Source organism: Streptomyces cyaneofuscatus (assembly GCF_042718795.1).
Lineage (GTDB): Bacteria > Actinomycetota > Actinomycetes > Streptomycetales > Streptomycetaceae > Streptomyces > Streptomyces cyaneofuscatus_A.
The window spans coordinates 141,001-166,590 of sequence record NZ_JBHXOX010000022.1 but is presented as its reverse complement, the minus strand read 5'-3'; the positions used below and the strand labels follow the sequence as shown (position 1 = coordinate 166,590).

Here is a 25,590-nt window from a genome sequence, read left to right as displayed (position 1 = left end):
GTACTGCTGGGGGGACCCTGTGGGAGAGTAGGACGCCGCCGAACAATTTTTCCGGGAAAGCCCCGCACCGTATGGTGCGGGGCTTTTCTGCGTTCCAGGCCCGTACGCCGGCCTTGGTCTCCGCCCACCCCTGTGCAGGTGGCGGCCGAGGCTGAGGGTAAGGTCGGGGGGCATCATTCGCACGTTCTTCACAGGAGGCTCCCGGGTGGAGGTCCAGGAGACTCGGGTCCAGACGGACCGGGTCCTCACCATCCCCAACATCCTCAGCATGGCTCGCCTTGTCGGGGTACCGCTCTTCCTGTGGCTGATTCTCCGCCCCGTGTTCGGCGGCCCCAACAGTGACGGCTGGGCGCTGCTGGTGCTGATGCTCAGCGGCATCAGCGACTACCTCGACGGCAAGCTCGCCCGACGGTGGAACCAGATCAGCAGTCTCGGCCGGCTCCTGGACCCGGCTGCCGACCGCCTCTACATCCTCTCGACCCTTCTCGGCCTCACCTGGCGTGAGATCCTGCCGCTCTGGCTCACCGCGGCCCTGCTGGCCCGTGAGCTGATGCTCCTCGTGATGGTGGCCATCCTGCGGCGCCACGGCTATCCGCCCCCGCAGGTCAACTTCCTCGGGAAAGCTGCAACTTTCAACCTGATGTACGCGTTCCCCTTGTTGCTGCTCAGCGACGGGAGTGGTTGGCTGGCTACCGTGGCCGCCATTTTCGGATGGGCGTTCGCAGGATGGGGTACAACTCTGTATTGGTGGGCAGGAATCCTCTACGTGGTCCAGGTCCGCCGGCTCGTCAAGGCGGATGCAGTAGCCGATTGAACTCGTTGATGCGGTGCCGTGCAGTGTGGCCGGCCCGCGGTGATGTCTTGAGTCTGATGCCCCGACGGGCGAAATCGGCTGACCGTCGTCTCTTCTAGGAGGACGTTTCCGATATGAAGGCCGTCGTGATGGCTGGTGGCGAAGGCACACGCCTGCGCCCCATGACCTCGAGCATGCCCAAGCCGCTCCTGCCCGTGGCCAATCGGCCGATCATGGAGCATGTCCTGCGGCTGCTCAAGCGGCATGGGCTCAATGAAACAGTAGTGACCGTCCAGTTCCTCGCCTCCCTGGTAAAGAACTATTTCGGGGACGGCGAAGAGCTCGGGATGGAGCTCACCTATGCCAACGAGGAGAAGCCACTCGGCACCGCGGGGAGCGTGAAGAACGCCGAGGAGGCGTTGAAGGACGACACCTTCCTCGTCATTTCCGGTGACGCGCTCACCGACTTCGACCTCACCGACCTCATCGCCTTCCACAAGGAGAAGGGCGGACTCGTCACGGTCTGTCTGACCCGGGTCCCCAATCCGCTGGAATTCGGCATCACCATCGTCGACGAGGACGGCCAGGTCGAACGCTTCCTGGAGAAGCCGACCTGGGGCCAGGTCTTCTCGGACACGGTGAACACGGGCATCTACGTGATGGAGCCCGAGGTCTTCGACTACGTCCAGGCCGATACCTCCGTCGACTGGTCGGGTGACGTCTTCCCGCAGCTGATGAAGGAAGGCAAGCCGATCTACGGCTATATCGCCGAGGGCTACTGGGAGGACGTCGGCACGCACGAGAGCTATGTGAAGGCCCAGGCCGACGTCCTGGAGCGCAAGGTCGACGTGGAGCTCGACGGCTTCGAGATCTCGCCCGGTGTGTGGGTGGCCGAAGGCGCGGAGGTCCACCCGGACGCCGTTCTCCGCGGGCCGCTGTACATCGGTGACTACGCCAAGGTCGAGGCGGACGTCGAGATCCGTGAGCACACCGTCGTGGGCTCCAACGTCGTCGTCAAGACCGGTGCCTTTCTCCATAAGGCCGTGGTCCACGACAACGTCTACATCGGACAGCACAGCAACCTCCGGGGCTGCGTGGTCGGCAAGAACACCGACATCATGCGGGCGGCCCGGATCGAGGACGGCGCTGTCATCGGTGACGAATGCCTGGTCGGCGAGGAGTCGATCATCCAGGGCAATGTGCGGGTGTACCCGTTCAAGACCATCGAGGCCGGTGCGTTCGTCAACACCTCGGTGATCTGGGAGTCCCGTGGGCAGGCGCATCTCTTCGGGGCGCGCGGCGTCTCCGGGATCCTGAACGTCGAGATCACCCCCGAGCTGGCGGTCCGGCTGGCCGGCGCCTACGCCACGACCCTCAAGAAGGGGTCGACAGTCACGACCGCCCGTGACCACTCCCGAGGTGCGCGCGCCCTCAAGCGAGCCGTCATCTCGGCGCTCCAGGCCAGCGCCATCGACGTACGCGACCTGGAGAACGTACCGCTGCCCGTGGCCCGGCAGCAGACGGCGCGGGGCAGTGCGGGCGGCATCATGATCCGTACGTCGCCTGGGGTGCCCGACTCGGTGGACATCATGTTCATCGACGAGCGGGGCGCCGACCTCTCCCAGGCACAGCAGCGCAAGCTGGACCGCGTCTACGCCCGTCAGGAGTACCGCAGGGCCTTCCCCGGGGAGATCGGGGACCTGCACTTCCCGTCCAGCGTCTTCGACTCGTACACCGGCTCCCTGCTCCGCAACGTGGACATCACGGGGATCGCCGACTCCGGGCTCAAGGTCGTCGTGGACGCCTCCAACGGTTCCGCCGGATTGGTTCTGCCGAGCCTCCTCGGACGGCTCGGGGTGGACGCCCTGACGATCAACCCGGGGCTCGACGAATCGCGCCCCACCGAGTCCGCCGAGACGCGCCGGGCCGGCCTCGTGAGGCTCGGGGAGATCGTGTCCTCGGCACGGGCAGCCTTCGGCGTCCGGTTCGACCCGGTCGGTGAGCGGCTCTCCCTCGTGGACGAGCTGGGCCGGATCATCGAGGACGACCGGGCCCTACTGGTCATGCTGGACCTCGTCGCCGCCGAGCGACGCAGCGGACGCGTCGCCCTGCCGGTGACCACCACGCGCGTCGCCGAACAGGTGGCGGCCTACCACGGCACCCAGGTGGAGTGGACGACCACCTCGCCCGACGACCTGACCCGGGTGGGACGCGAAGAGACCACCATCTTCGGAGGAGACGGGCGCGGCGGGTTCATCGTTCCCGAATTCAGCAGCGTCTTCGACGGCACGGCCGCTTTCGTTCGGCTCATCGGACTCGTAGCCCGCACCCAGCTCACCCTGAGCCAGATCGACGCCCGTATCCCACGGGCCCACGTCCTGCGCCGCGACCTCGCCACGCCCTGGGCGGTCAAGGGCCTCGTCATGCGCAGCGTCGTCGAGGCCGCCGGGGACCGCAGCGTGGACACCACGGACGGCGTCCGGGTGGTCGAGGCGGACGGACGGTGGATCATGGTGCTGCCCGACCGGGCGGAGGCCGTCACCCATCTGTGGGCGGAAGGCCCGGACGACGCCTCCGCACAGGCGCTGCTCGACGAGTGGTCCGCCGTGGTGGAGAGCGCGGGCGAGTGACCTCCTGACACCGGTGCACCGGAACTCCCCGTTCAGGGCGTTCCGGTGCACCGGTGGGGCCATTCGGCGGCAGCCGTGGTGACGTGCGACGATGTGCGGCATGTCGCAGCAGCCCCCCGATCGGAGCACACCCCCGCCGCCCGCACGTCCTGACGCCTCCATGTCGCTGCTGAACAACGTGATGGACCACAGTCTCGACGACGGTTACGCGGAGGCCTCGGCCCGTCGCCAGGCCGACGGGAGCGCTGGGCTGCCCCGTACGCTCAAGTCGAAGCTCGGCCTCGCCGCCGGTCTGGTGGTGGCCGCCCTCGTGGTCACCCTCGGAGCCGCCGAGGCACGGGTGTCGGCGCCGGTCGTCGCGAAGGAACGCGAAGAGCTGATCGACCGCATCGACGCCGAGACCCGGGCGGCCGACACACTCGAGTCCGATGTCGACCGGCTCCGCAGCGATGTGAGCGAGCGGCAGCGCAAGGCGCTGGAACAGCACGGCGGGGACCAGGGGGAGCTGGTGGCCCTGCTGTCCGGGGCGACCCCGGTCCAGGGCCCCGGTGTGAAGCTCGTCGTGGACGACGCCAAGAACACCGATGAGGGCGGGGGCGGGCCCCGCGAGTCGTCGAGTTTCGCCGACACGGGCCGGGTGCGCGACCGGGACATGCAGCGGGTCGTCAACGGCCTGTGGGAGTCCGGCGCCGAGGCCATCGCCATCAATGGGCAAAGGCTGACGGCACTGTCGGCGATCCGCGCCGCGGGCGACGCCATACTGGTCGACAACAGGCCGCTCGTACCGCCGTACACGGTGCTCGCGGTGGGGGACGGGAAGAATCTCTCCGCCGCGTTCCGGGACAGCGCCGACGGCCAGTACCTGAACGCGCTCAAGGAGAGCTTCGACATCCGCACCAGCTTGTCCGATCAGGCCGAGGTGCGGCTCCCGGCCGCACCGAGCCTGATCGTCCGTACAGCAGAGCCGAAGGCCGCCGGCAGTGATGCGGCAGAATCAGGGAAGGGCACATCGTGATCGCCGTACTGGGCCTCGTCGTGGGAGTCGTGGTCGGACTGTTGGTCCGGCCCGAAGTGCCGGCGGTGGTCGAGCCCTATCTCCCGATCGCCGTGGTCGCCGCGCTCGACGCGGTCTTCGGAGGTCTGCGGGCCATGCTCGACGGCATCTTCGTCGACAAGGTCTTCGTGGTGTCGTTCCTGTCCAACGTCGTCGTCGCCGCGCTGATCGTGTTCCTGGGCGACAAACTGGGCGTCGGCGCGCAGCTCTCCACCGGTGTGGTGGTCGTGCTCGGCATCCGGATCTTCTCCAACGCCGCCGCGATCCGCCGGCACGTCTTCCGGGCTTGAGGCCGATGAACAACGAAGAGAACCAGTCTCAGCCCCAGCCTCTGCCCGAGCCCGAGAAGCCGGACATGCCCGCTCAGCCGCAGCCGCCCGCCGCCGAGGAGGTCTCCGGACGTCAGAGGCTGCTCGCGGGCCTGTGGCCGCCCCGGGTGAGCCGTGCCCAACTCATCGTCGCCGTCCTGCTGTTCGGGCTCGGTCTGGGGTTGGCGATCCAGGTGCGGTCCACGAGCGACGACAGCGCGCTGCGCGGCGCGCGGCAGGAGGACCTGGTCCGGATCCTCGACGAGGTCGACGACCGGACCCAGCGCCTGGAGGACGAGAAGCAGCGCCTGGACGCCCAGCGCACCGAGCTGGAGAACAGCTCGGACCAGGCCGAGGAGGCCCGGAAACAGACGCTGGAGAAGGAGCGCCAACTAGGGATCCTCGCGGGTACGGTGGCGGCCCAGGGTCCCGGTATCACGCTGACGATCAGTGACCCCTCCGGCGCCGTCGCGGCCGACAAGCTGCTCGACACCGTCCAGGAGCTGCGCGCGGCGGGCGCCGAGGCCATCGAGGTCAACGGCGTGCGGGTGGTGGCCAACACGTACTTCTCCGGGGAGGGCGGTGACATCCAGGTGGACGGCAAGAAGATCGAGGCACCGTACGAGTTCAAGGTGATCGGCAAGCCGCAGGATCTGGAGCCCGCCCTCAACATTCCCGGGGGTGTGGTGCAGACGCTCGAGAAGGAGCAGGCCACGGCGGTGGTGGAGCGCTCCGAGGAGATCGTCGTCGACGCCTTGCGACCGGCGGAGCGGCCTGACTACGCTCGGTCGTCGTCCCCGTGATCGCGCCGGGCCGCAGGGCCGGTGGACGAGGGTACGAGGTTGCGGGGGGTCGGCGCACCGGATTGGTGGTGCGTGGTGGAAACTGTCGGGTGGATACGGACGTTGTGAAGATGTCCGGGTCGGCAGGTGTGTTCATTCAGGGTTCGTCCTGCCCCACGGGCGGGTCTATGTCGGTCAAGGGGAATCGCCCGTGAAGTTTTTTGCGAAGTTGTTCGGGAAGAGCGCGCGCGAGGACAGCAACAGTGCTGCCCGCCACCGTGCTCCGCGCCACGGCCAGGTCGAGGAGCAGGACGCGGAGCGTCCGCTCTTCCGCGACGAGGTGTCCGGGGAGGCCACTCAGACTGCTATCGACGTGTCGTCCATTGCCCCTGCCGGTGCCGGCCGCATAGGTTTCGGCGCATCATCGGAGGGCTCGTCGATGCCGGTCTGCACGAGGTGCGGCCACCGCAATGCGGCGGACAGCCGTTTCTGCTCCAACTGCGGCGCGCCGCTGCGGGGCGGTGTCCCCGAGCGTGCCTCGGAGACGACGTCCACGATCTCCATCTCCGGTCTTGAGGCGTACGAGGCCGAGGCGACGGGCCAGACGGCCGCGCCCTCGCTCTCCCCGGAGGCCCAGGCCGCCGTCGACGCGCTGCCCGGAGGTTCGGCGCTGCTGGTCGTGCGCCGCGGCCCCAATTCCGGCAGCCGCTTCTTGCTGGACAGCGACCTCACGACCGCCGGCCGCCACCCGCAGAGCGACATCTTTCTCGACGACGTGACCGTGTCGCGGCGTCATGTGGAGTTCCGCAGGGGTCCGGACGGTAGCTTCACCGTGGGTGACGTCGGCAGCCTCAACGGCACCTACGTCAACCGTGAGCGCATCGATTCGGTCCTGCTGTCCAACGGCGACGAAGTCCAGATCGGGAAGTACCGCCTGGTCTTCTACGCGAGCCCGCGGGGCGTGTGACCAGCCCCCGGACCCTGTCCGGGGGAATCCCCAGGAAGGCCCATGCTGCGAACACCGACAGGCGGTTCCGGTGACGGTTCCGCCACCGCGGACGCGCGCTGGGTGAGCATCGGAACGGTGCTCACCCGGCTGCGCGAAGAGTTTCCGGAAGTCACGATCTCCAAGATCCGCTTTCTGGAGGCCGAGGGGCTCATCGAGCCGCAGCGGACTCCCTCCGGTTACCGGAAGTTCGCTCCCGGCGATGTGGAGCGCCTCGCGCAGGTGCTCCGCATGCAGCGGGACCACTATCTGCCGCTGAAGGTCATCCGGGAGCACCTGGACGCCCTGGCCCGGGGGGAGCAGCCTGCGCTGCCCTCGCCGGGCGGTCAGCGTGATCTCGGCGACGGTGTGTGGGACTCCGGCCCCGGTACGGCGACGGTGGCGCGGATCGGGCGCGCCGAGCTCCTGGCGGCCGCCCAGGTCGACGAGGAGCGGCTCGAGGAGTGGGAGTCCTACGGGCTCATCGTTCCGGCTCCAGAGGGCGGCTACGACGCCGAGATGGTGACCGTGGCCAGGCTGGTGGCGGATCTGGGGCGATTCGGTCTGGAACCGCGCCATCTGCGCGCCATGCGCGCCTCCGCGGACCGGGAGGCGGGGCTGGTGGAGCAACTGGTCGCGCCGCTGCGCCTGCACCGGAATCCGCAGACCAGGGCCCATGCCGAGGCCACGGCGAACGAGCTGGCCGAGCTCTCCGTACGGCTGCACGCGGCGCTCGTCCAGAGCGCTCTGCGGAGCCGTCTGCACTGAGCTCGGGGGAGCCCGACTACCCAAACATGGCGAGCACGTCCTAGGGTTGCTGTGTGAACGAGCTCGACGTTGTCGGTGTCCGGGTGGAAATGCCCTCCAACCAACCGATCGTTCTCCTGCGTGAAGTGGGAGGCGACCGGTACCTCCCCATTTGGATCGGTCCTGGGGAGGCGACCGCCATTGCCTTCGCCCAGCAGGGCATGGCTCCGGCCAGGCCGCTGACCCATGACCTGTTCAAGGATGTGCTCGAGGCCGTGGGCCAGGAGCTCACCGAGGTCCGCATCACGGACCTTCGCGAAGGGGTCTTCTACGCGGAGCTCGTCTTCGCCAGCGGGGTCGAGGTGAGCGCCCGGCCGTCCGACGCCATAGCGCTCGCCCTGCGGACCGGCACGCCGATCTACGGCAGTGACGGCGTGCTGGACGATGCGGGCATCGCGATTCCCGACGAGCAGGAGGACGAGGTGGAGAAGTTCCGCGAATTCCTCGACCAGATCTCACCGGAGGACTTCGGTACCAACAGTCAGTGACCGTCCCGCAAGGGTGTCGTCAGCGCATCCGACAAGCCTTTCCCGGAAGCGAGGCACGGGAAACCACCCTCAGGGTGATTATCACTCGGCGTGCCGAGTGTGGCGATCGTTGACGCACCCCCAGTGACTGCCTACCTTCGAGTGGGCAGGTCAAGGACGGAGGTCGGCGTGAGAAGCAGCGGCGACGGTACGGCGGCGGGTGGGCCGTATCCGCAGCACGGCAGTGGAGCCGACCACGCCATCAGGCAGCCGGTTCAACCGGCGGCGGTGGCAGCGGGCGGCATGGCAGCGGCGAGCGGTGCCGGCGACATCGGCTATCGCGGGCCGACGGCGTGCGCGGCGGCGGGGATCACCTACCGCCAACTGGACTACTGGGCGCGTACGGGGCTGGTGGAGCCGAGCGTGCGGCCGGCCTACGGGTCGGGGACCCAGCGTCTCTACAGTTTCCGGGACGTGGTCCTCCTCAAGATCGTCAAGCGTTTCCTGGACACCGGGGTCGCTCTGCAGAACATCCGCACCACGGTCCAGCACCTGCGGGCCCGGGGGTTCCAGGATCTTGAGCGCATGACGCTGATGAGCGACGGGGCGACGGTCTACGAGTGCTCGTCGCCCGACGAGGTCGTCAGCCTTCTCCAGGGTGGTCAGGGCGTCTTCGGGATCGCCGTCGGCGTCGTCTGGCGGGATGTGGACGCGGCGCTCTCCCAGCTCCACGGCGAGCGGGTCGACACCGGTGAGACCCTCATCGGCAACAACCCGGCCGACGAGCTGGCCCGGCGCCGCAACCGCGCCGGATGAGCGGCTGAGCGCGCAGGACGGTTACGGATCGGGGCGGCCCGGCACTCCACGGAGTGCCGGGCCGCCCCGTTGTCAGTGGCGTAGGGCAGCATCGGAGGGGTGAGACCCGCGCCGACCGTCCTCCATCTGGACATGGACGCCTTCTACGCCTCGGCGGAGCAGGCGGCCAAGCCCAGCCTGCGCGGGAAGGCGGTCGTGGTGGGCGGCCTCGGCCCCCGTGGGGTCGTCGCCACCGCCTCGTACGAGGCACGGGTTCTGGGCGTCCACTCCGCGATGCCGACGGCCCAGGCCAGGCGGCTCGCGCCGAACGCCGCCTATCTGGTGCCCCGCTTCTCCCTCTACCGGTCGGTGAGCGAGCAGGTGATGGAGCTGCTCGGGCGGCTCTCGCCGCTGGTGGAGCCGTTGAGTCTGGACGAGGCCTTCGTCGACCTGGAGGCGGGTGGGGTCGCGGACGACACGGTGTCGGCCCGCAGGATGGGGGAGCGGCTGCGTACGGCCATCCGGGAGGTGACCGGGCTGAGCGGATCGGTCGGGCTCGCCGGATCGAAGATGCTCGCCAAGATCGCCTCCGAGCAGGCCAAGCCGGACGGGCTGGTGCTCATAGAGCCGGGCACCGAGCGCGAGCTGCTGGCCCCCATGTCGGTACGGACGCTGCCGGGCGTCGGGCCCGCCACCGGGGATCACCTCCGGCGCGCCGGGATGACCACGGTCAACGACCTCGCGGAGGCGGGAGAGGCGGAGCTCGTACGGCTGGTCGGCAAAGCCCATGGCCACGGGCTCTACCGGATGGCGCTGGGGCTCGACGACCGGCCGGTGGTCGCCGAGCGGGACGCCAAGTCCGTATCGGTCGAGGACACCTTCGATGTGGACCTCCATGACCGGGTGCGGGTGCGCGCCGAGGTGGAGCGGCTGGCCGTGCGGTGCGTGGAGCGGCTGCGGTCCGCCGACCGGTCGGGGCGCACGGTGGTGCTGAAGGTGCGCCGCTACGACTTCTCCACCCTGACCCGCTCCGAGACCCTCAGAGGCCCCACGGACGACCCCACTGTGGTCCGTGAGGCGGCCGCGCGGCTGCTGGAGGCGGTGGACACCACCGGGGGCGTACGGCTGCTCGGCGTGGGGGTCACGGGGCTCGCGGACTTCACGCAGGAGGACCTGTTCGCACAGGCCGCGGACGCCCGGGAGCTGGCCGAGAAGGCGGAGGCGCCTAAGAGGCCGGTCGCCGACGACGACAGGAAGCCCGCCGACGAGGAGCCCGAGAGCGCCGAGCAGCTCGCCGCCCGGCGCTGGCCCGCCGGACACGACGTACGCCACACGGGGCACGGGCACGGCTGGGTGCAGGGGAGCGGGGTGGGCCGGGTGACGGTCCGGTTCGAGGAGCCCGGCGGGCCGGTCGGCCGCGTCGCCACGTTCCGCGTCGACGACCCGGAGCTGAGCCCGGCCGATCCGCTGCCGCTGGTCCGCGACCCGGTCGACTACTCCTCCTGGCCGGCCAGCCTGCCGAAGTCACGGTCCGGGCCGGTCTCCGCCGCCGGCGGGGAGTCCAGACCGTAGTGGCGGTAGAGCTGCAGCTCCTGCTCCGGGGAGAGGTGTCGCCCGACGCCGAAGTCCGGGGCGCCCTTGATCAGCGTGCGGTCGAACGGGACCCGCAGCTCGTCCTCGACGAATTCGCTCGGCTCCAGCGGGACGAAGGCGTCCCGGCTGAACAGGCCGGTGCGGACGGCCGCCCACTCGGGCACGCCCGTCGCGTCGTCGAGGTAGACCTCGTCCACCGTTCCGATCTTGGTGCCCTTGCGATCGAAGGCCTTGCGGCCGATCAGGCGGCGCGGATCGATGTCGGTCTGCACAGTGCCTCCCACTGGTCCCCACTGCCTCAAGGGTGGTTCTCTGTCGCTTCAGGGGTGATCTCCTGTCGCTCCACCAGCACCAGACAAGTGCAGATCCGTGGCGTCGGCCACTCGAGGGCTCCACGGGGATGGCCGCTGGTAGGCTGGCAGATGGCTGCTGACCCCGTGCGGGAGAGTCCTCCGGTGCAGAATCCGGAGGCGCCGAAGGAGCAAATCCTCCCCGGAATCTCTCAGGCCCCCGTACCGCACGGACGAGGTCACTCTGGAAAGCAGGGCGGGTTCGTGCGGGCACATGCCGGGACGGATCCGACCCTCACCGACGGTGAAAGTCGGCACGCCCCCGGGCGGGCCGGTGAAGCTCTCAGGTTGAGATGACAGAGGGGGAGGCCGTTCGGGCACCCGCGCCGTGGTGCCCCTCGCAGGTCGTGACAGACCAGGAGGCCTCCACCATGACCCCCCGTCGCACTCCGCTCTCCCAGCTGGAGCAGGGCATTCCGTTCGAGCAGCGCCACATAGGGCCCGACGCCGAGGCCCAGGCGAAGATGCTCGCCCAGGTCGGCTACGGCTCCCTCGACGAGCTGACCGCCGCCGCGGTGCCCGACGTGATCAAGAGTGCGGAGGCCCTGAACCTTCCCTCGGCGCGCACCGAGGCCGAGGTGCTCGCCGAGCTGCGGTCGCTGGCCGACCGCAACAAGGTGCTCGCCCCGATGATCGGCCTCGGCTACTACGGCACCTTCACGCCGCCCGTCATCCTGCGCAACGTCGTGGAGAACCCCGCGTGGTACACGGCCTACACGCCGTACCAGCCGGAGATCTCCCAGGGCCGCCTGGAGGCCCTGCTCAACTTCCAGACGATGGTCGCCGAGCTCACCGGGCTGCCCACCTCCGGCGCCTCCCTGCTCGACGAGGGCACCGCGGCCGCCGAGGCGATGGCGCTCGCCCGGCGCGTCGGCAAGGTGAAGAACGGCGTCTTCCTGATCGACGCCGACACCCTGCCCCAGACCATCGCCGTGATCCAGACCCGCGCCGAGCCGACCGGTGTCGAGGTCGTCGTCGCCGACCTGAGTGACGGCATCCCCGCCGAGATCGCCGAGCGCGGTGTCTTCGGCGTCCTGCTCCAGTACCCGGGCGCCTCCGGTGCCGTCCGCGCCATCGAGCCCGTCATCGAGCAGGCCCACGAGCTCGGCGCGATCGTCACCGTCGCCGCCGACCTGCTGGCCCTCACGCTGCTCACCTCGCCCGGTGCGCTCGGCGCCGACATCGCGGTGGGCACCACCCAGCGCTTCGGCGTGCCGATGGGCTTCGGCGGCCCGCACGCCGGCTTCATGGCCGTCCGCGAGAAGTTCGCCCGCTCCCTGCCCGGCCGCCTCGTCGGCGTCTCCGTCGACGCCGACGGCAACAAGGCCTACCGCCTGGCCCTCCAGACCCGCGAGCAGCACATCCGCCGCGAGAAGGCCACCAGCAACATCTGTACGGCACAGGTGCTGCTCGCCGTCATGGCCGGGATGTACGCCGTCTACCACGGCCCCGACGGACTGCGCACGATCGCCCGCCGTACCCACCGTTACGCCACGATCCTCGCCGAGGGCCTGCGCGCCGCCGGCGCCGACGTCGTGCACGGCGACTTCTTCGACACCCTGACCGTCAAGGTGCCCGGCAAGGCCGCGGACATCGTCGCGGACGCCCGCGAGCGCGGCGTCAACCTCCGCCGCGTCGACGCCGACCACGTCTCCATCGCCTGCGACGAGACCACCACCCGGTCCCAGCTCTCCGCCGTCTGGGCCGCCTTCGGCGCCGACGCCGACATCGAGGCGCTGGACGGCTCGGCCGCCGACGCGCTGCCCGATGCGCTGCTGCGCTCCGACGACATCCTGACCCACCCGGTCTTCCACCAGCACCGCTCCGAGACCGCGATGCTGCGCTACCTCCGCAAGCTCGCCGACCGCGACTACGCGCTGGACCGCGGCATGATCCCGCTCGGCTCCTGCACCATGAAGCTGAACGCGACCGCCGAGATGGAGTCCATCACCTGGCCCGAGTTCGGCGCGCTGCACCCCTTCGCCCCGGCCGAGCAGGCGCAGGGCTTCCTCACGCTCATCCGCGAGCTGGAGGAGCGCCTCGCAGAGGTCACCGGTTACGACGCCGTCTCCATCCAGCCGAACGCCGGCTCCCAGGGCGAGTTCGCGGGGCTCCTGGCCGTCCGCGCGTACCACCGGGCCAACGGCGACGAGCAGCGCACCGTCTGCCTGATCCCGTCCTCCGCGCACGGCACCAACGCCGCGAGCGCGGTCATGGCGGGCATGAAGGTCGTCGTGGTGAAGACCGCCGACGACGGCGAGGTCGACATCGCGGACCTGCGCGCCAAGATCGAGCTGCACCGCGACGAGCTGGCCGTGCTCATGATCACCTACCCGTCCACGCACGGCGTCTTCGAGGAGCACGTCGCCGACATCTGCGGCGAGGTGCACGACGCGGGCGGCCAGGTGTACGTCGACGGCGCCAACCTCAACGCGCTGGTCGGGCTCGCCAAGCCCGGCAAGTTCGGCGGCGACGTCTCGCACCTGAACCTGCACAAGACCTTCTGCATCCCGCACGGCGGCGGCGGCCCCGGCGTCGGCCCGGTCGGCGTCCGCGCGCACCTTGCCCCGTACCTCCCCAACCACCCGCTCCAGCCCGCCGCGGGCCCGGAGACCGGCGTGGGCCCGATCTCGGCCGCCCCGTGGGGTTCGGCGGGCATCCTGCCGATCTCGTGGGCGTACGTCCGCCTGATGGGCGGCGAGGGGCTCAAGCGGGCCACGCAGGTCGCCGTGCTGGCCGCCAACTACATCGCCAAGCGGCTGGAGCCGCACTTCCCGATCCTGTACAACGGCCCGGCCGGTCTGGTCGCGCACGAGTGCATCGTGGACCTGCGGCCGATCTCCAAGGCGACCGGCGTCTCCATCGACGACGTCGCCAAGCGCCTGATCGACTACGGCTTCCACTCGCCGACCATGTCGTTCCCTGTGGCCGGCACGCTGATGATCGAGCCGACCGAGAGCGAGGACCTCGCCGAGCTCGACCGGTTCTGCGACACCATGATCGCGATCCGCGCCGAGATCGAGAAGGTCGCCTCGGGGGAGTGGAGCGCGGACGACAACCCGCTGGCCAACGCCCCGCACACCGCGGCCGCGCTGGGCGGCGACTGGGATCACGGCTACAGCCGTGAGGAGGCCGTCTTCCCGGCCGGTGTCTCCGTCGCGGACAAGTACTGGCCGCCGGTCCGCCGTATCGACGGTGCCTTCGGCGACCGCAACCTGGTCTGCTCCTGCCCGCCGCTGGAGGAGTACGACAACTGACGCTCAGGGGCATACGCCTGACATGCGTCGGGGCCGGTGCGGGGATCTCCCCGGGCCGGCCCCTTCTCCGTACAGCCTGTTCCGCTGTCCGCCCTCAGGCGGCCTTCACCACGCGGCCCGTCGCCAGTGGCCGGTGCGGGGCGATGATCTGCCCGTCGGGCAGCAGCTCGCCGGTGTCCTCGAAGAGCAGGACGCCGTTGCACAGGAGGCTCCAGCCCTGTTCCGGGTGGTGGGCCGTCAGGCGGGCCGCCTCCCGGTCGGGGGAGTCGGCGGTGGGGCAGGGTGGCTGGTGCTGGCACATGGATGGGTTCTTTCGCTGCGTCGAGTCGAGTGTCCTGCGGCTGGATGAGAGGTTCATGGCCGCCCCCGTATCAGTCGGTCCGGTCCCAGTGTTGCCCTACGGGGGTGATTCCGCAGGGATTTCGCGGCAGCTCCCGTACTCCTCTCATGACGCATCACCCGCGCGGACGGTTCACCGCAACTGCACTGTCCCTTCGGGTGGTTCGGGATGGCCGGGACGGGCTAGTCCGAGTGGGTAGGACGGAGCCCCCGCGATGACCCGTTCCGCCACAGGGCGTTCGGGTCACCACGGGGGCCGGTCGTTCCCCTCGGCCGCCGGTCAGGCGGAGCTGAGCAGCGGGCCGGGTGCCACCCGCAGGGTCATGACGGGCAGCAGATCGGCGACCCGGTGCGGGCGGTGCGCGGCGATGCCCGGCGGCGCCGGCGCCAGGGGCACCAGGACGTCGGCCGGGGCGAGGACACCGCCGGAGGCGTCGGCGGCATCGTCGTCGGGGTTGTCGTGCAGCCAGAGGGTGAGCATGTACAGCTCGGGGATGGAGAGAAGTCTCGCCTGGTACGCCGTGGGCGAGGCCTCGGCCTGGCGGACCGCGAGCTCCGTCGAGGCGAGGTAGGGGCCCTCGAAGAAGTGCGAGAAGCTCCAGCCGTCCGGCGTGAGCATGGTGTCCGCGGCGGCGATCGCCCGGCCTTCGCTCCGGATCAGGAAGCGCCAGGCCGCGAGGCGGGTCCGGGGTGCGGTCCCGGTCGGGGTGATCCGGTCCAGGACGTGCACGGGAAGCGGCAGTTCGGGGCTGAGCGGTCCCTGGACGGACCGGAGGGCGGAGGTCCGCGCCTCGCGGACCGCGGTGGGAGAACCGAGGGCCGCGAGAACACTGCGCAGGGCGGGCGCGGGAGCCGAGGGGACATGCAGCGGCATAGTGGGTCGCCTCTCACTTGGAGACACGGTGATGCGTGGGCGGGTGCAGACGGCGCTGTCGGCGTGCGGGGCCAGAGGGGGCCGATGACGGGCCGGGTGACGGGCCGGTTGCGTCAACTCTCTGCCTCGTCAGGCGGAGTTTATACGACACGTGTTCACTCAGTGTTTCCGCTAGCTGCCGGGCATATTTCGCGCAAGGCGACATCCGGACGTAAAAATGCGGTTTTTCTGGAGATTTGATCGGCCGATTTCCGCTCCGGCCTGCGGCTCTTTCGGTGGAGCGGTAGGCCGAAACTCGTCGGTGTTTTCACCACGCACTCTCCGGGTGAATGTGCCGCTCGCCGGGTGCCCCCGGAATGTGCCGCCGGTCTCCGTCAACCAGCCTAGCGGGTTTCCGGGTGGTTGTGGGGCGTTACGGATCACTCCCACTGGGCATTATCGATCGTGATGCGCGCGGCCCGGTCAGCGGGCCGACCACTGGAGGAGGGACCCCTCGATGGGGGAGAAGGTCGTGGCGGGAGCCGTTGACCTGTCCGATCGGCAGGCGTACCGGACCAAGCTGAACCAGTGCCTGGAGGGGCTGGGCAGACTGCTGGCGGAGCGGAGGTTCGACCGTCCCCGAAACCTGATGGGGCTGGAGATAGAGCTGAATCTCGCGGGCTCCGACGGCCTGCCCCGGATGATGAATCAGGAAGTGCTCCAACGTATCGCGAGCCGGGATTTCCAGACGGAACTCGGAATGTTCAATCTGGAAGTAAATATCGTTCCGCACCGGCTCGGCGGCCGGGTATTCGATCAGCTCTCGGAGGAGTTGCGGACCGGTCTTGCCTACGCGCACCGCAAAGCCGGTGAGGTGGACGCGGGGATCGTCATGATCGGAATCCTGCCCACGCTCGGCGAGCACGACGTGGTCTCGGCGAATCTCTCCGACGTGGACCGCTACGCCCTGCTCAACGACCAGATGGCGGCGGCTCGGGGGGAGGATTTCGTCCTCGATATCGAAGGCGTGGACCACCTCGTCTGCTCCTCGCCCTCGATCGCCCCCGAAGCGGCCTGCACCTCGGTCCAGTTGCACCTCCAAGTGACGCCCGAGCGTTTCGCGGACGTGTGGAACGCCGCCCAGGCGATCGCCTCCGTCCAGATCGCGCTGGGCGCCAACGCCCCGTTCCTCTTCGGCAAGGAGCTCTGGCGGGAGTCGCGGCCACCGCTCTTCCAGCAGGCCACCGACGTACGGCCGCCGGAGCTGGCGAACCAGGGGGTGCGGCCCAGGACCTGGTTCGGGGAGCGGTGGATCGACTCCGCCTACGAGCTCTTCGAGGAGAACCTGCGCTACTTCCCGCCGCTGCTGCCGATCTGCGACGACGAGGAGCCGCTGCGGGTCCTCGACGAGGGCGGGGTGCCGGAGCTGGCCGAACTGGTCCTGCACAACGGGACGGTCTACCGCTGGAACCGCCCGGTGTACGGCATGGCCGACGGCGTCCCGCACCTGCGGGTGGAGAACCGGGTGCTCCCGGCCGGCCCGACCGTCACCGACGTGATCGCCAACTCCGCCTTCTACTACGGGCTCGTCCGGGCGCTCGCCGAGGAGTCCCGGCCGGTGTGGAGCATGCTGCCGTTCGAGGCCGCGGCGGAGAACTTCACCGAGGCCTGCCGCCACGGCATCGAGGCCGAGCTCCTCTGGCCGCGCCCCGGCAGCGCCGGCGGACTGGCCAGGATCCCCGCCGTACAGCTCGTGCGGGAGGAGCTGCTCCCGCTGGCCGCGGCCGGGCTCGACGCCTGGCACATCGAGCCCGTCGACCGGGACCGCTACCTCGGGGTCATCGAGGAGCGCTGCAAGCGGCGGGTCAACGGGGCCTCCTGGCAGGTCGCCACCTACCGCCGGGCGCTGGAGGCCGGGCTCGGCCAGGAGGCGGCGCTGGCGGCGACCACCCGGCGCTACGCCGAGCTGATGCACGCCGGGGAGCCGGTGCACACCTGGCCGGTGGGGTTCCCGGCGCCCTGAGGCACGTCCGTACGGTGGTGTGCCTCGGGCGCCGCTCGTGCGGGGACGTGCTCCCGTACGACGCAGCCCTTTGCGTACGGCGGCAGGTCGCCCGCGTACGGACGGAGGCAGGTCCTTCCGTACGGGGGCGGGGGCGGCGGTTCCGGTCGGGGCGCCGCCCTCACTCCTGGGCGGCGCGTCCGTTCTGCCCGGCCGTCATGATGGCCTGGAGGATGACGGCCTGGATCTCCGCCGGGTCGCTCACCTCGTACCCGTCGCCCCCGGTGATCCGCGCGATCTCGGCCACCTCCTCACGGTCGGCGTCCGGGCCCACCGCGATGGCGATGACCGGAACGGGACGCTCGGGGTCGGCGAGCTCCTTGAGCTCGGCGATCAGCGCACTCCGGGAGATGCCGTCCTCATCCTGGTTGGAGCCGTCCGTGAGGATCACCAGGGCGTTGAACTTGCCCTTCACATAGGTCGATCGGGCCTCCTTGTACGAGGCCAGAGTGGTGTCGTACAGCCCGGTCGCCCCGCCCGGCACGGGCTGCAGCCCCGCGAACGCCGCGGAGAGCTTCTCCCGGTGGGTGGAGCCGCCCTGGGCCGGGTCGCCCAGTCGGCGGGTCTCCGTGAGTTCGCGGTAGTCCTTCTCGCCGTCCAGTGTGGTGGCGAACTCCCACAGACCGATCTCGTCGTCGGGGGTGAACTGGGCGAGCGCCTGGATGAGCGATTCCTTGGTGACGTCCATCCGGGACTGGCCGCGACCCGGCACGAGCGTGGCCATGGAACCCGAGGCGTCGACCACCGTGGTCAGCCGGGCGCTCTGGACGGTGATCGTCCACATCCCCAGCATCTCCTGGAGCTCCTTCGCCGACGGCGCCTCGGCCGCCGACGTGGCGTACGGCTGCGGCGACCTGCCGCCCGCCGACATGACGACGGCATCCTCGGCCGCCCCGTCGGCAGGGCGGAACCCGTACCGGGCGAAGACGGCTCGCGAGCCCTTGTCGTTGAGCAGGGTCATGAAGCGCAGGGCCGCCCGGGACTGGGGAAGGGTCAGCTTCTCCTCGTCCACCAGGGTGTACGGGTAGTCGAGCAGCGGGGTGCCGTCCTCCGGGTAGAAGAGGTTCAGCTTGCCGCTGCCGGTGGCCTCCGCGTTGTGCGCGAAGGCGGCCTGCTCGGATATGAGGACCGCCTGGTTACGTCTCGGATTGCCCTCCTCGGCGCCGGAGCCGCTCCGCGCCAGGGTCTCCAGCACCTGCGCGTCGCTGTCCGACATCCGCTCGGCCAGCACCTTCGCGGTCTCCGCGACCCGGGTGTCGCTGTCCCCGCCCTGCTGCGCCGACGAGCCGCCGATGCTGGTGAGAGCGAGGAGGCCGGTGGCGCTGCGCGCCGGGTCGGCCGCGCCGAGGCGGACCTGGTCCGTCCGGAGGGCGGCGCCGACCAGCTCGGCCCAGGAGTACGTCTTCTCCGGCCAGCCCAGCGGCTTCGACGCGGACGGCACCAGGGCGAGCGCCACCGGTGAGGAGGCCACCGAGTCCGAGGGCGAGACGGGGGTGCCCGTGCCGAGCCCCTCGGCCCGGTCCAGCCAGAGGTCGGAGTCGGGCAGCCAGACCTGGAAGTCCGGGGTCTCGCCGCCCGCGAGCGCGCCGGCCACCTTGTAGGAGTCCCGGGCCACCACCTCCACGTCGAGGCAGTGGCCGTCGGACCGCACCTCGTCCGCGAGGGCCTGCTCGGCGATGTCCCGGACCGCCGGCGCGATGTCCGGGGAGGCGGCCAGGGACAGGTGCACGGCGGAGTCCTCGCAGGACTCGGAGAACGACAGCAGGCCGCCGTTGACCGCCACCCCTGTTCCCGTCGCCACCGCGAGGACGAGCAGCGTGGCGATGGTGATGGTGTGACGCCTGCGCCGGGGAGACGCGTCCCCGCGTCTCGCCGGCGCGCCGGCGTCGGGCAAGCTGTGACGTCCCATGTCGGTGGTGCCCCCTGAAGACGAACGATGAACGGTGAACAAGGAAAAGGGGGACCTCACCACCGGCGATGGTGGTCGTCCCCCGGCCTGTCGCGCATGATCTTCGTACCTGCATTCGAGACCCTAGCGGGACGGTGGGCGGGATGAGACGCGATTGCAGAACAAAAGGCAGGTGGAGCGGTGAAGGTGGGGCGCGTGGCTGATTCTTATCCTCAAGAGGGCCTATCACGAGGGATCTTGCGGTCGGAGACGATCCTGGTCCTGGCGCTCTCCCTGGGCGCGAGTGCGGTGTCCGCACTCATCAGTTTTGTCGGATCGCTGACGAAACCGGGGGGTCTGAAGGACCAGGCGGCGACACTCAACGGTTCGTACGCCCCGGGCCGTCCATGGCTGGATCTGGCGTGGCAAATGTTCGGAATCGCAACGGCCCTGGTGCCGGTCGCCCTGGTGGCGCATCTGCTCATCAGGGAGGGGGCGGGCCTGCGGACCATCGGCTTCGACCGCACCAGGCCGTGGTTCGACCTCGGTCGCGGGACGCTCGTCGCGGCGGGCATCGGCAGCGCCGGGCTCGCCTTCTACCTGGTCGCCAGGGCGAGCGGCTTCAACCTCACCGTCGTACCGGAGTCGCTGCCCGACGTCTGGTGGAAGTTCCCCGTACTGATCCTCTCCGCGGCGCAGAACTCCGTGGTGGAGGAGGTCATCGTCGTCGCCTACCTGCTGCGGAGGCTGGACCAGCTCGGCTGGTCACCGATGGCGTCCTTGGTGACCAGCTCCGTGCTGCGTGGCTCGTACCACCTGTACCAGGGCATCGGCGGCTTCATCGGCAACATGGTGATGGGCGTCGTCTTCGTGCTGCTGTACCGGCGCTGGGGGCGGGTGGGGCCGCTGGTCGTCGCCCATACGCTGCTCGACATCGGGGCGTTCGTCGGGTACGCGCTGCTGGCGGGGAAGGTGGACTGGCTGCCGACGCCGTAGGGGAGGGCTCCCGGGCTCAGAAGGCGGTCAGCAGCTCGCCGTCGATGACGGTGACCGCCGAGCCCGTCAGCAGGGTGCGCTCGCCGCGCAGCGCGGTGCGTACGAACCCCGAGCGGGCCGAGGCCTGGAGGCCGGTGAGGTCGTCGCGGCCGAGACGGGCCGACCAGAACGGGGCCAGCGCGGTGTGGGCGCTGCCCGTCACCGGGTCCTCGTCGATGCCGACACCGGGGAAGAAGCCGCGCGAGACGTAGTCGTAGCCGCCGGCGGGGTCCTCGGCGGCGGCCGTGGCGATGACACCGCGCCGCGAGTGCGTCACGAGGGCGGCGAAGTCCGGGGCGAGAGCCCTTACGGTCGCCTCGTCGCGGAGCTCGACGAGCAGGTCGCCGATGTGCTCACCGGTGTCGTGGACCGAGACCGGCTCCGCCCCCAGCGCCTCGGCGAGTCCGGGCGGCGCGGTCTCCTCGCGCAGCGGGGCGGTGGGGAAGTCGAGGGTCAGGGAGCCGTCCGCGTGGGCGGTGGAGGTGAGGACCCCGCAGCGCGCGGCGAAGCGCACGGTGCCGGTGGCCCGCCCCGTGGTGTGCAGGACGTGCGCGGTGGCGAGCGTGGCGTGCCCGCACATGTCGACCTCCGTGGCCGGGGTGAACCAGCGCAGCGCCCAGTCCGCCTCGCCGCCGGGCGGCAGGGGGTGGGCGAAGGCGGTCTCGGAGAGGTTGACCTCGGTGGCGATCTCCTGGAGCCGTTCGGCGTCCGGGAAGGCGGCGGACTCCAGCAGGAGGACGCCCGCCGGGTTGCCGGAGAAGGGGCGGTCGGTGAACGCGTCGACGATACGAATCCTCATGGGGCGACCGTAGAGCGGCCACGCGGGCACGGGCCAAGGCCAATCGCGGGTTCCTGGCCTGCTGGGCCGGGACGCGCGTCGGCGGTTCAGGCGCGCGTCGGCGATTCTCAGGAGCAGCGGGCGCCGCCGCCGTGGCCGGGGCGGCCCGGGCGGGTGTCGAGCGACCAGGTGTGGGTGCAGCCGGGGCACTGGAGGTGCAGGACGGGACCCTGGTTGGAGATCAGGTAGCGCCAGTGCTCACCGCAGGTGCGGCGGTCCGCGCAGGTCGCGCAGTGGCGGGCGTCGTCGCAGGCGGGGCAGGCCACCCAGGCGCGGCGGGCGATGTCCGCCTGCGGATCAATGGGCAGCCGCACGGCCCTGGTCCTCGTCCGGCAGGACACCGGCGGCCACCAGCCGGTCGTAGGTGCGCTGCTGCTCGGCGTCGAGGCCCGAGTAGAGCAGGGCGTAGGCCTCGTCCTCGCCGCGCAGGGCGGCCATCGGGTCCCAGTCGGGCCCGAGCGCGGCGACGACTGCGGCCCGTCGCCGGGCTTCCTCGAAGGTCAGGTCGATGGTGAAGGGGATGAGGTCGGCGGTCCTGTCCTGATGCATGGCAGCACTTCCGGGGTGGGGGTCGGGGCTTCGGGGTGGGTGTCGGACTTCGGGGATGGGCGTTACGACGTCCGGGGTGGTGGTCGGGGGTGAGGGTCGGGGGTGAATCCTCACCATCTGTACCAGGCCTCCGCGTCGGCGGGGAAGGGTGACCTAAGTCGCCCGGTCGGGGAGTCGGCTCCGCCTTCCCGGTGGGGTGTTCCCGGATCGGTGGGCGAGGGCGGGCGGTTGTGGGTACGGGGTGGTGTGCGGTGGACCGGGCCCGTGCGCGGCCTTGTGGCACGGGTCATAGCGGGAGCCTCCGTCCCAGGCGTACGAGCGGGGACGCGGCCATCACGGCCGGGGACAGCATCATGCCCGCAGCCGTCACCAGGAGGCTGGTGCGCAGCCCCCAGCCCTGGGCGAGGAGGCCGCCGAGCAGCGAGCCGAGCGGGGCGGACCCCATGCCGGCGAAGGTGATCGTCGCGGCCGCGCGGCCCTGCATCCCGTCCGGCGTGACGGCCTGCCGCACCGACATGACGGTGACGTTCACCAGTTGGCCGAAGGCCCCGAACACGAAGTTGACCACCAGGAGCGCGGCCACCGTGGCCGCCGAGGAGCCGTGCAGGGCGGGTACCCAGAGCAGGGCGCCGTTGCCGAGCACCGCGGCGGACACGAGCACCACGCCATGGCCGTACCGCCTCGGCAGCCGCGCGGCCAGGACCGAGCCGAGGAGTGCGCCCGGGCCGGTCGCCGCGAGGACGAGCCCGATGGTGGCGCCTGTCAGGTGCAGTTCGCGCGGGAGGAAGAGCAGGTAGGCCGTGATCGTCGCCGCGAAGGAGAACTGGAAGGCGGCCGACGCGAGGCAGACGGCCCGCAGCAGGGGATGTCCGGCGACGAAGCGCAGGCCGTCCCGGATCTGGTGCCGGACCCGAGGGGTGCGCTCTTGCCGCTCCCGTACGGCTTCGGCCCGGCGGATCCGCCGGAGGGAGGCGAACGACATCGCGAAGAAGAGCGCGCCGGAGGCCGTGGCGGCCGGCGCCGGGAGCAGCGACACCAGCGCTCCGCCGAGCGCCGGGCCGCCGATCTGTGCGGCGGACCGGCTGCCTTCCAGCGCGCTGTTGCCCTCCAGGAGCTGATCGCGCCTCACCAGCCGTACGAGCGAGGCCTGATAGGCGACGTCGAACAGGACGGACAGAGCCCCGACGGTGAAGGCGGCCACGAACAGCGTGGGCAGGCCGAGCAGCCCGAACAGCCCGGCCACGGCGACCGCGACGAGCACCACGGCCCGGACGGCGTCCGTCAGCACCATCACCGTGCGGGCCCGCCACCGGTCGACCCATGCCCCCGCGAGGAGCGAGAACACCAGGACGGGCGCCTGCCCCATGGCACGGAGGGCGCCCAGTTGGCCGGCCCCGGCGTCGAGTGCGAGGACGGCGAGGAGCGGAAGGACGATGAGCGTCGTGTGTTCGCCGAGCTGGGAGGCCGTCTGGCCCACCCAAAGTCTGCGGAAGTCGGCGTCCCGCCATAGGGAGGAGGGGGACGTGGAGGAGGGGGACGGCACAGAGACCCCTGGGGTTGCCGGAACGAGGGCCGCCGGCCTGGCGCGCGAAGGCGCGCCCGGGCTACGGGCGGGTGAAGGGCTCGCTGTGCCGCGACCTCAGGGGCAGCACGCGATGACGGGCCGGTCTCGGCCTACGACGTCAACGCGCGCTCGGACGACCGGGCATGTCTCACCGCTTCCCTCGTGGGTCGTTCGTCGGCCCGAACGCTAGCGCTCGGCGGCTGGGGGCGACAGGCGATTTCGGCCGAGGCTCGCCGTCCGGGCGGCGCCCCCCCGGGACGGGGTCTTGCCAGTCGACAGCTTCCGATATATCGTTGACGCATCGCGACAGATCGACGATGGAAGGAGCGTAGCGATGCGTTCACACGGATACGAGCATGAGCACGAGCGCGGACCGGGGCATTACGGGCCCGGTCATCACGGTCATCACGGTCGGGGCGGCCACGACGGCCGCCGGGCCGCCTTCGGGCCGTTCGGGCCGCCGTTCGGCGGCGGCCCCTTCGGTGGCGGGCGCGGTCGGGGCGGAGGTCGGGGGAGGGCGCGGCGCGGTGACGTGCGCGCGTCGATCCTGGCCCTGCTGAAGGACCGGCCGATGCACGGTTACGAGATGATCCAGGAGATCGGCGAGCGGAGCGGCGGGGCGTGGAAGCCCAGCCCCGGTTCGGTCTACCCGACGCTTCAACTGCTGGAGGACGAGGGGCTGATCGTCAGCGCGAGCGAGGGCGGCAAGAAGCTGTTCACGCTCACCGACTCCGGGCGCGGCGAGGCCGAGTCCGGTCCCGAGGCTCCCTGGGAGGAGGCCGGGCGCGGTGCGGACTGGGAGGGCGTGAACGAGATCCGCCAGGCCGGGTTCGGTCTGATGGAGGCGTTCGGGCAGGTCTGGAAGACCGGCTCGGCCGATCAGCGGCAGAAGGCGCTGACCGTCATCAACGACGCCCGGAAGAAGCTGTACCTGATTCTCGCCGACGAGCACTGAGTCGGTGATCCCGTCGCCGACCCGGCAGAGACCCGCCGAGAGCGGGTCCCTACCGGGTGCGTGCGGTGAGCGTCAGGGCGTGACCAGGCCGTCGAGCTTGCGCAGGGACTCCTGGAGCGCCGCCGTCGCGGAGTCCTTCAGTTTGCCGCCCATCAGGGAGACCGCCGCGCCGGTGAACTCGCCCTCGATGCGGACCGTGGTGGCGTCCCCGTCCGGGGACGGTGCCAGGGCGTAGCGCATGGCCAGGATGACCCCCATCGGGCCCTTGCCCCGGGTCGTCAGCAGCCGGCCGTCCTCCAGCTCGTCGATCGTCCACGCCACTTCGGCGGGGAAGCCCATGAGCTTCATGTTCTCCTCGTAGGTGGCCCCGAGCTCCAGGGGGGCCGGGCCGCCCTTGGGGAAGCTGGTGTGGGTGGCGTTCCACTCGCCGTACGACGAGAAGTCCGTCAACTGCGCCCAGACCTTCCCGGCGGGTGCTTCGATGCGCGCCTCCGCGCTGACTTCGGCCATGCGACCACCCCTGGTTCGTCCGGTTCCGGTGGAGCGGAACGTAACGGCGACGGCTCCAACATTCAATGCTGATGCACCGTCAGATGCGCTGGCGCTGCCGGGTTCCGCCAGATCTCCGCCGCGTCGAACCGGTCCGACGCGCGCGGGTGCGGGCCTTCGTCGTGGCAGTGGAAGGCGGCCCAGAACAGATCGGCGGGCAGGGCGTCGTCCGGTGCGTACACGCGGTAGACGTACTGCATCCCGTCCTGGGCGAGCAGAGCGACCATCCAGAACACCCTTGGTTTCCTCCGCCCGGAGCCGATGTGCGCTGTCACGCGCTGTGTGCCATCAGTGACGTACGCGTAGGGGGTGGCGGTTGCCGGGGGGAGTGCGGCGCAAGGCGGCGCGCCCTCTTGAGGGCGATGGTTGTACGCCATGGTCCGATCTCATCCGCAGGGATGAGGGGGCGCTCCGGTGTACCCAACTTGGGTGGGACGCGTGAATGGGCCGCTCCGCCGATGCTTCGTCGCCCGGGGACTGATGGGGTGGAGTAGTGCAAAACCGGACGCCGAGGATCCCCGAACAGCCCGCCCTGAACCCCGTGGACGCCGACGCCGACGCCGGACTCACCGTCGAGCTGGCCTCGGTGGTGACGGGTGCGCGCAGGCGTGCGCTGCGGGACGGCGACCGGCAGATCGACACCGCCCACCTGCTGCACTCCCTCATCGAGAGCGACCCCGAGGTGCGCGAGGCCTTCGACGGCGGACCGCAGCTCGCGAAGGTGCTCGGCTACCTCGTGCAGCGCAGCATCGGTTACGGGCTCCGCTGGCAGGGGTCGGTGGAGGACTCGGGCGCCGTTCCCGTCGTACGGGACCCGGCCGCGGAGGGCTGGTCGCCGTCGGCCGTCACCGCCATGGAAGCCGCGCTGCACCGTGCCGGGCTGCGCGGGGAGTCACGCGTCCGCGGGCTGGATCTCCTCGCCGCACTGGCCGCCGACGGGGAGTGCCGTGCGGTCGAGGTGCTGGGCCGGGCGGGCGTGGACGCGCGGTGGCTGTGGGGGCGTGCGGTGGAGCGTACGGCGGAGGTGTCCCGGTGAGGGGAAGTGTCTACGGACGAGGCGATTCGGCGGGTCTGAGCGACGCGCATACGGCCTGAGCATCTCGACAGGTGTCACAGAGGTGACGGTGCTGTCGGCTG

25 protein-coding genes and 1 riboswitch are annotated in these 25,590 nt (G+C 70.6%); of the genes, 15 read left to right on the top strand and 10 right to left on the bottom strand.

The features are described from left to right. The first annotated feature begins 205 nt into the window (after positions 1-205). The 10 genes from ACFWRT_RS25050 (at position 206) to ACFWRT_RS25005 (ending at position 10,193) form a co-directional block, all read left to right on the top strand. A complete protein-coding gene (locus ACFWRT_RS25050; protein WP_015607274.1) occupies positions 206-814 on the top strand; it encodes a CDP-alcohol phosphatidyltransferase family protein in 609 nt (202 codons plus the stop codon). 113 nt (positions 815-927) lie between these two features. Further along, the gene (locus ACFWRT_RS25045; RefSeq protein ID WP_380955500.1) at positions 928-3,423 is read left to right on the top strand and encodes a sugar phosphate nucleotidyltransferase; all 2,496 of its coding nucleotides are present in this window, start codon (positions 928-930) and stop codon (positions 3,421-3,423) included. Positions 3,424-3,523: 100 nt separating this feature from the next. Further along, on the top strand, positions 3,524-4,438 hold the full coding sequence (locus ACFWRT_RS25040) for a DUF881 domain-containing protein (protein WP_380955498.1): 915 nt from the start codon (positions 3,524-3,526) through the stop codon (positions 4,436-4,438). After that, positions 4,435-4,767, top strand: a complete 333-nt coding sequence (locus tag ACFWRT_RS25035) for a small basic family protein (RefSeq protein WP_003970459.1) — start codon at positions 4,435-4,437, stop codon at positions 4,765-4,767. The genes ACFWRT_RS25040 and ACFWRT_RS25035 overlap by 4 nt, the downstream gene beginning before the upstream one ends. 5 nt (positions 4,768-4,772) lie before the next feature. After that, positions 4,773-5,588 carry a DUF881 domain-containing protein gene (locus ACFWRT_RS25030; protein WP_380955497.1) on the top strand — a complete coding sequence of 272 codons (816 nt, stop codon included), beginning with the start codon at positions 4,773-4,775 and terminating at the stop codon, positions 5,586-5,588. A 190-nt stretch (positions 5,589-5,778) separates the two neighbouring features. Then, on the top strand, positions 5,779-6,534 hold the full coding sequence (locus ACFWRT_RS25025) for an FHA domain-containing protein (protein WP_380955495.1): 756 nt from the start codon (positions 5,779-5,781) through the stop codon (positions 6,532-6,534). Between the two features lie 42 nt (positions 6,535-6,576). Then, on the top strand, positions 6,577-7,320 hold the full coding sequence (gene ftsR / locus ACFWRT_RS25020; protein ID WP_380955493.1) for a transcriptional regulator FtsR: 744 nt from the start codon (positions 6,577-6,579) through the stop codon (positions 7,318-7,320). Between the two features lie 53 nt (positions 7,321-7,373). Further along, a complete protein-coding gene (locus ACFWRT_RS25015) occupies positions 7,374-7,847 on the top strand; it encodes a bifunctional nuclease family protein (RefSeq protein ID WP_006123076.1) in 474 nt (157 codons plus the stop codon). Positions 7,848-8,015: 168 nt separating this feature from the next. Beyond that, complete coding sequence (locus tag ACFWRT_RS25010; RefSeq protein WP_380955492.1) at positions 8,016-8,642, top strand: MerR family transcriptional regulator; 627 nt, start codon at positions 8,016-8,018, stop codon at positions 8,640-8,642. 99 nt (positions 8,643-8,741) lie between these two features. Next, on the top strand, positions 8,742-10,193 hold the full coding sequence (locus tag ACFWRT_RS25005) for a DNA polymerase IV (RefSeq protein WP_380955491.1): 1,452 nt from the start codon (positions 8,742-8,744) through the stop codon (positions 10,191-10,193). Here ACFWRT_RS25005 and ACFWRT_RS25000 read toward each other — a convergent pair. Then, positions 10,115-10,486, bottom strand: coding sequence for a PRC-barrel domain-containing protein (locus ACFWRT_RS25000; protein WP_380955490.1), 372 nt, complete (start codon positions 10,484-10,486; stop codon positions 10,115-10,117). The genes ACFWRT_RS25005 and ACFWRT_RS25000 overlap by 79 nt on opposite strands. A 158-nt stretch (positions 10,487-10,644) precedes the next feature. Next, positions 10,645-10,742: riboswitch (glycine riboswitch) on the top strand. A gap of 193 nt (positions 10,743-10,935) precedes the next feature. On the opposite strand from ACFWRT_RS25000, the gene gcvP reads away from it, so the two are divergent. Then, positions 10,936-13,821: an aminomethyl-transferring glycine dehydrogenase gene (gene gcvP / locus ACFWRT_RS24995; RefSeq protein ID WP_380955489.1), complete on the top strand. Its 2,886-nt coding sequence runs from the start codon at positions 10,936-10,938 to the stop codon at positions 13,819-13,821. A gap of 94 nt (positions 13,822-13,915) precedes the next feature. Here gcvP and ACFWRT_RS24990 read toward each other — a convergent pair whose 3' ends face one another. Together ACFWRT_RS24990 and ACFWRT_RS24985 are read right to left on the bottom strand one after the other, a co-directional pair. Next, the gene (locus tag ACFWRT_RS24990) at positions 13,916-14,122 is read right to left on the bottom strand and encodes a DUF5999 family protein (protein WP_322784848.1); all 207 of its coding nucleotides are present in this window, start codon (positions 14,120-14,122) and stop codon (positions 13,916-13,918) included. 318 nt (positions 14,123-14,440) lie between these two features. Next, the gene (locus tag ACFWRT_RS24985; protein WP_327217189.1) at positions 14,441-15,034 is read right to left on the bottom strand and encodes a hypothetical protein; all 594 of its coding nucleotides are present in this window, start codon (positions 15,032-15,034) and stop codon (positions 14,441-14,443) included. A gap of 496 nt (positions 15,035-15,530) precedes the next feature. On the opposite strand from ACFWRT_RS24985, the gene ACFWRT_RS24980 reads away from it, so the two are divergent. Further along, positions 15,531-17,036, top strand: a complete 1,506-nt coding sequence (locus ACFWRT_RS24980) for a glutamate--cysteine ligase (RefSeq protein WP_380955488.1) — start codon at positions 15,531-15,533, stop codon at positions 17,034-17,036. A 160-nt stretch (positions 17,037-17,196) separates the two neighbouring features. Here the strand turns inward: ACFWRT_RS24980 and ACFWRT_RS24975 are convergent, their stop codons facing one another. After that, positions 17,197-18,984, bottom strand: coding sequence for a substrate-binding and VWA domain-containing protein (locus ACFWRT_RS24975; protein WP_380955487.1), 1,788 nt, complete (start codon positions 18,982-18,984; stop codon positions 17,197-17,199). Positions 18,985-19,179: 195 nt separating this feature from the next. On the opposite strand from ACFWRT_RS24975, the gene ACFWRT_RS24970 reads away from it, so the two are divergent. Beyond that, positions 19,180-19,959, top strand: a complete 780-nt coding sequence (locus tag ACFWRT_RS24970) for a CPBP family intramembrane glutamic endopeptidase (RefSeq protein WP_380955485.1) — start codon at positions 19,180-19,182, stop codon at positions 19,957-19,959. A gap of 16 nt (positions 19,960-19,975) precedes the next feature. Here the strand turns inward: ACFWRT_RS24970 and ACFWRT_RS24965 are convergent, their stop codons facing one another. From ACFWRT_RS24965 to ACFWRT_RS24950, 4 genes are all read right to left on the bottom strand, one after another. Continuing rightward, positions 19,976-20,797 (bottom strand): PhzF family phenazine biosynthesis protein, encoded by an 822-nt coding sequence (locus ACFWRT_RS24965; protein ID WP_380955483.1) that lies wholly within the window; start codon positions 20,795-20,797, stop codon positions 19,976-19,978. Between the two features lie 107 nt (positions 20,798-20,904). After that, positions 20,905-21,150, bottom strand: a complete 246-nt coding sequence (locus ACFWRT_RS24960) for a hypothetical protein (protein WP_366382802.1) — start codon at positions 21,148-21,150, stop codon at positions 20,905-20,907. Continuing rightward, entirely contained in the window at positions 21,134-21,385 is a 252-nt protein-coding gene (locus ACFWRT_RS24955; RefSeq protein WP_380955481.1) for a DUF6400 family protein, read from the bottom strand. Before ACFWRT_RS24955 ends, ACFWRT_RS24960 begins: the two co-directional genes overlap by 17 nt. 286 nt (positions 21,386-21,671) lie before the next feature. Beyond that, positions 21,672-22,928 carry an MFS transporter gene (locus ACFWRT_RS24950; protein ID WP_380955479.1) on the bottom strand — a complete coding sequence of 419 codons (1,257 nt, stop codon included), beginning with the start codon at positions 22,926-22,928 and terminating at the stop codon, positions 21,672-21,674. Between the two features lie 355 nt (positions 22,929-23,283). On the opposite strand from ACFWRT_RS24950, the gene ACFWRT_RS24945 reads away from it, so the two are divergent. Beyond that, positions 23,284-23,904, top strand: a complete 621-nt coding sequence (locus ACFWRT_RS24945; RefSeq protein ID WP_380955478.1) for a PadR family transcriptional regulator — start codon at positions 23,284-23,286, stop codon at positions 23,902-23,904. 72 nt (positions 23,905-23,976) lie between these two features. Here the strand turns inward: ACFWRT_RS24945 and ACFWRT_RS24940 are convergent, their stop codons facing one another. Continuing rightward, positions 23,977-24,414, bottom strand: a complete 438-nt coding sequence (locus ACFWRT_RS24940; RefSeq protein ID WP_380955477.1) for a type II toxin-antitoxin system Rv0910 family toxin — start codon at positions 24,412-24,414, stop codon at positions 23,977-23,979. Positions 24,415-24,476: 62 nt separating this feature from the next. Continuing rightward, positions 24,477-24,689, bottom strand: coding sequence for a hypothetical protein (locus tag ACFWRT_RS24935; RefSeq protein WP_380955476.1), 213 nt, complete (start codon positions 24,687-24,689; stop codon positions 24,477-24,479). A 257-nt stretch (positions 24,690-24,946) separates the two neighbouring features. Between ACFWRT_RS24935 and ACFWRT_RS24930 the strand changes: the two genes are divergently transcribed. After that, complete coding sequence (locus tag ACFWRT_RS24930) at positions 24,947-25,489, top strand: Clp protease N-terminal domain-containing protein (RefSeq protein WP_380955475.1); 543 nt, start codon at positions 24,947-24,949, stop codon at positions 25,487-25,489. Positions 25,490-25,590 lie beyond the last annotated feature (101 nt).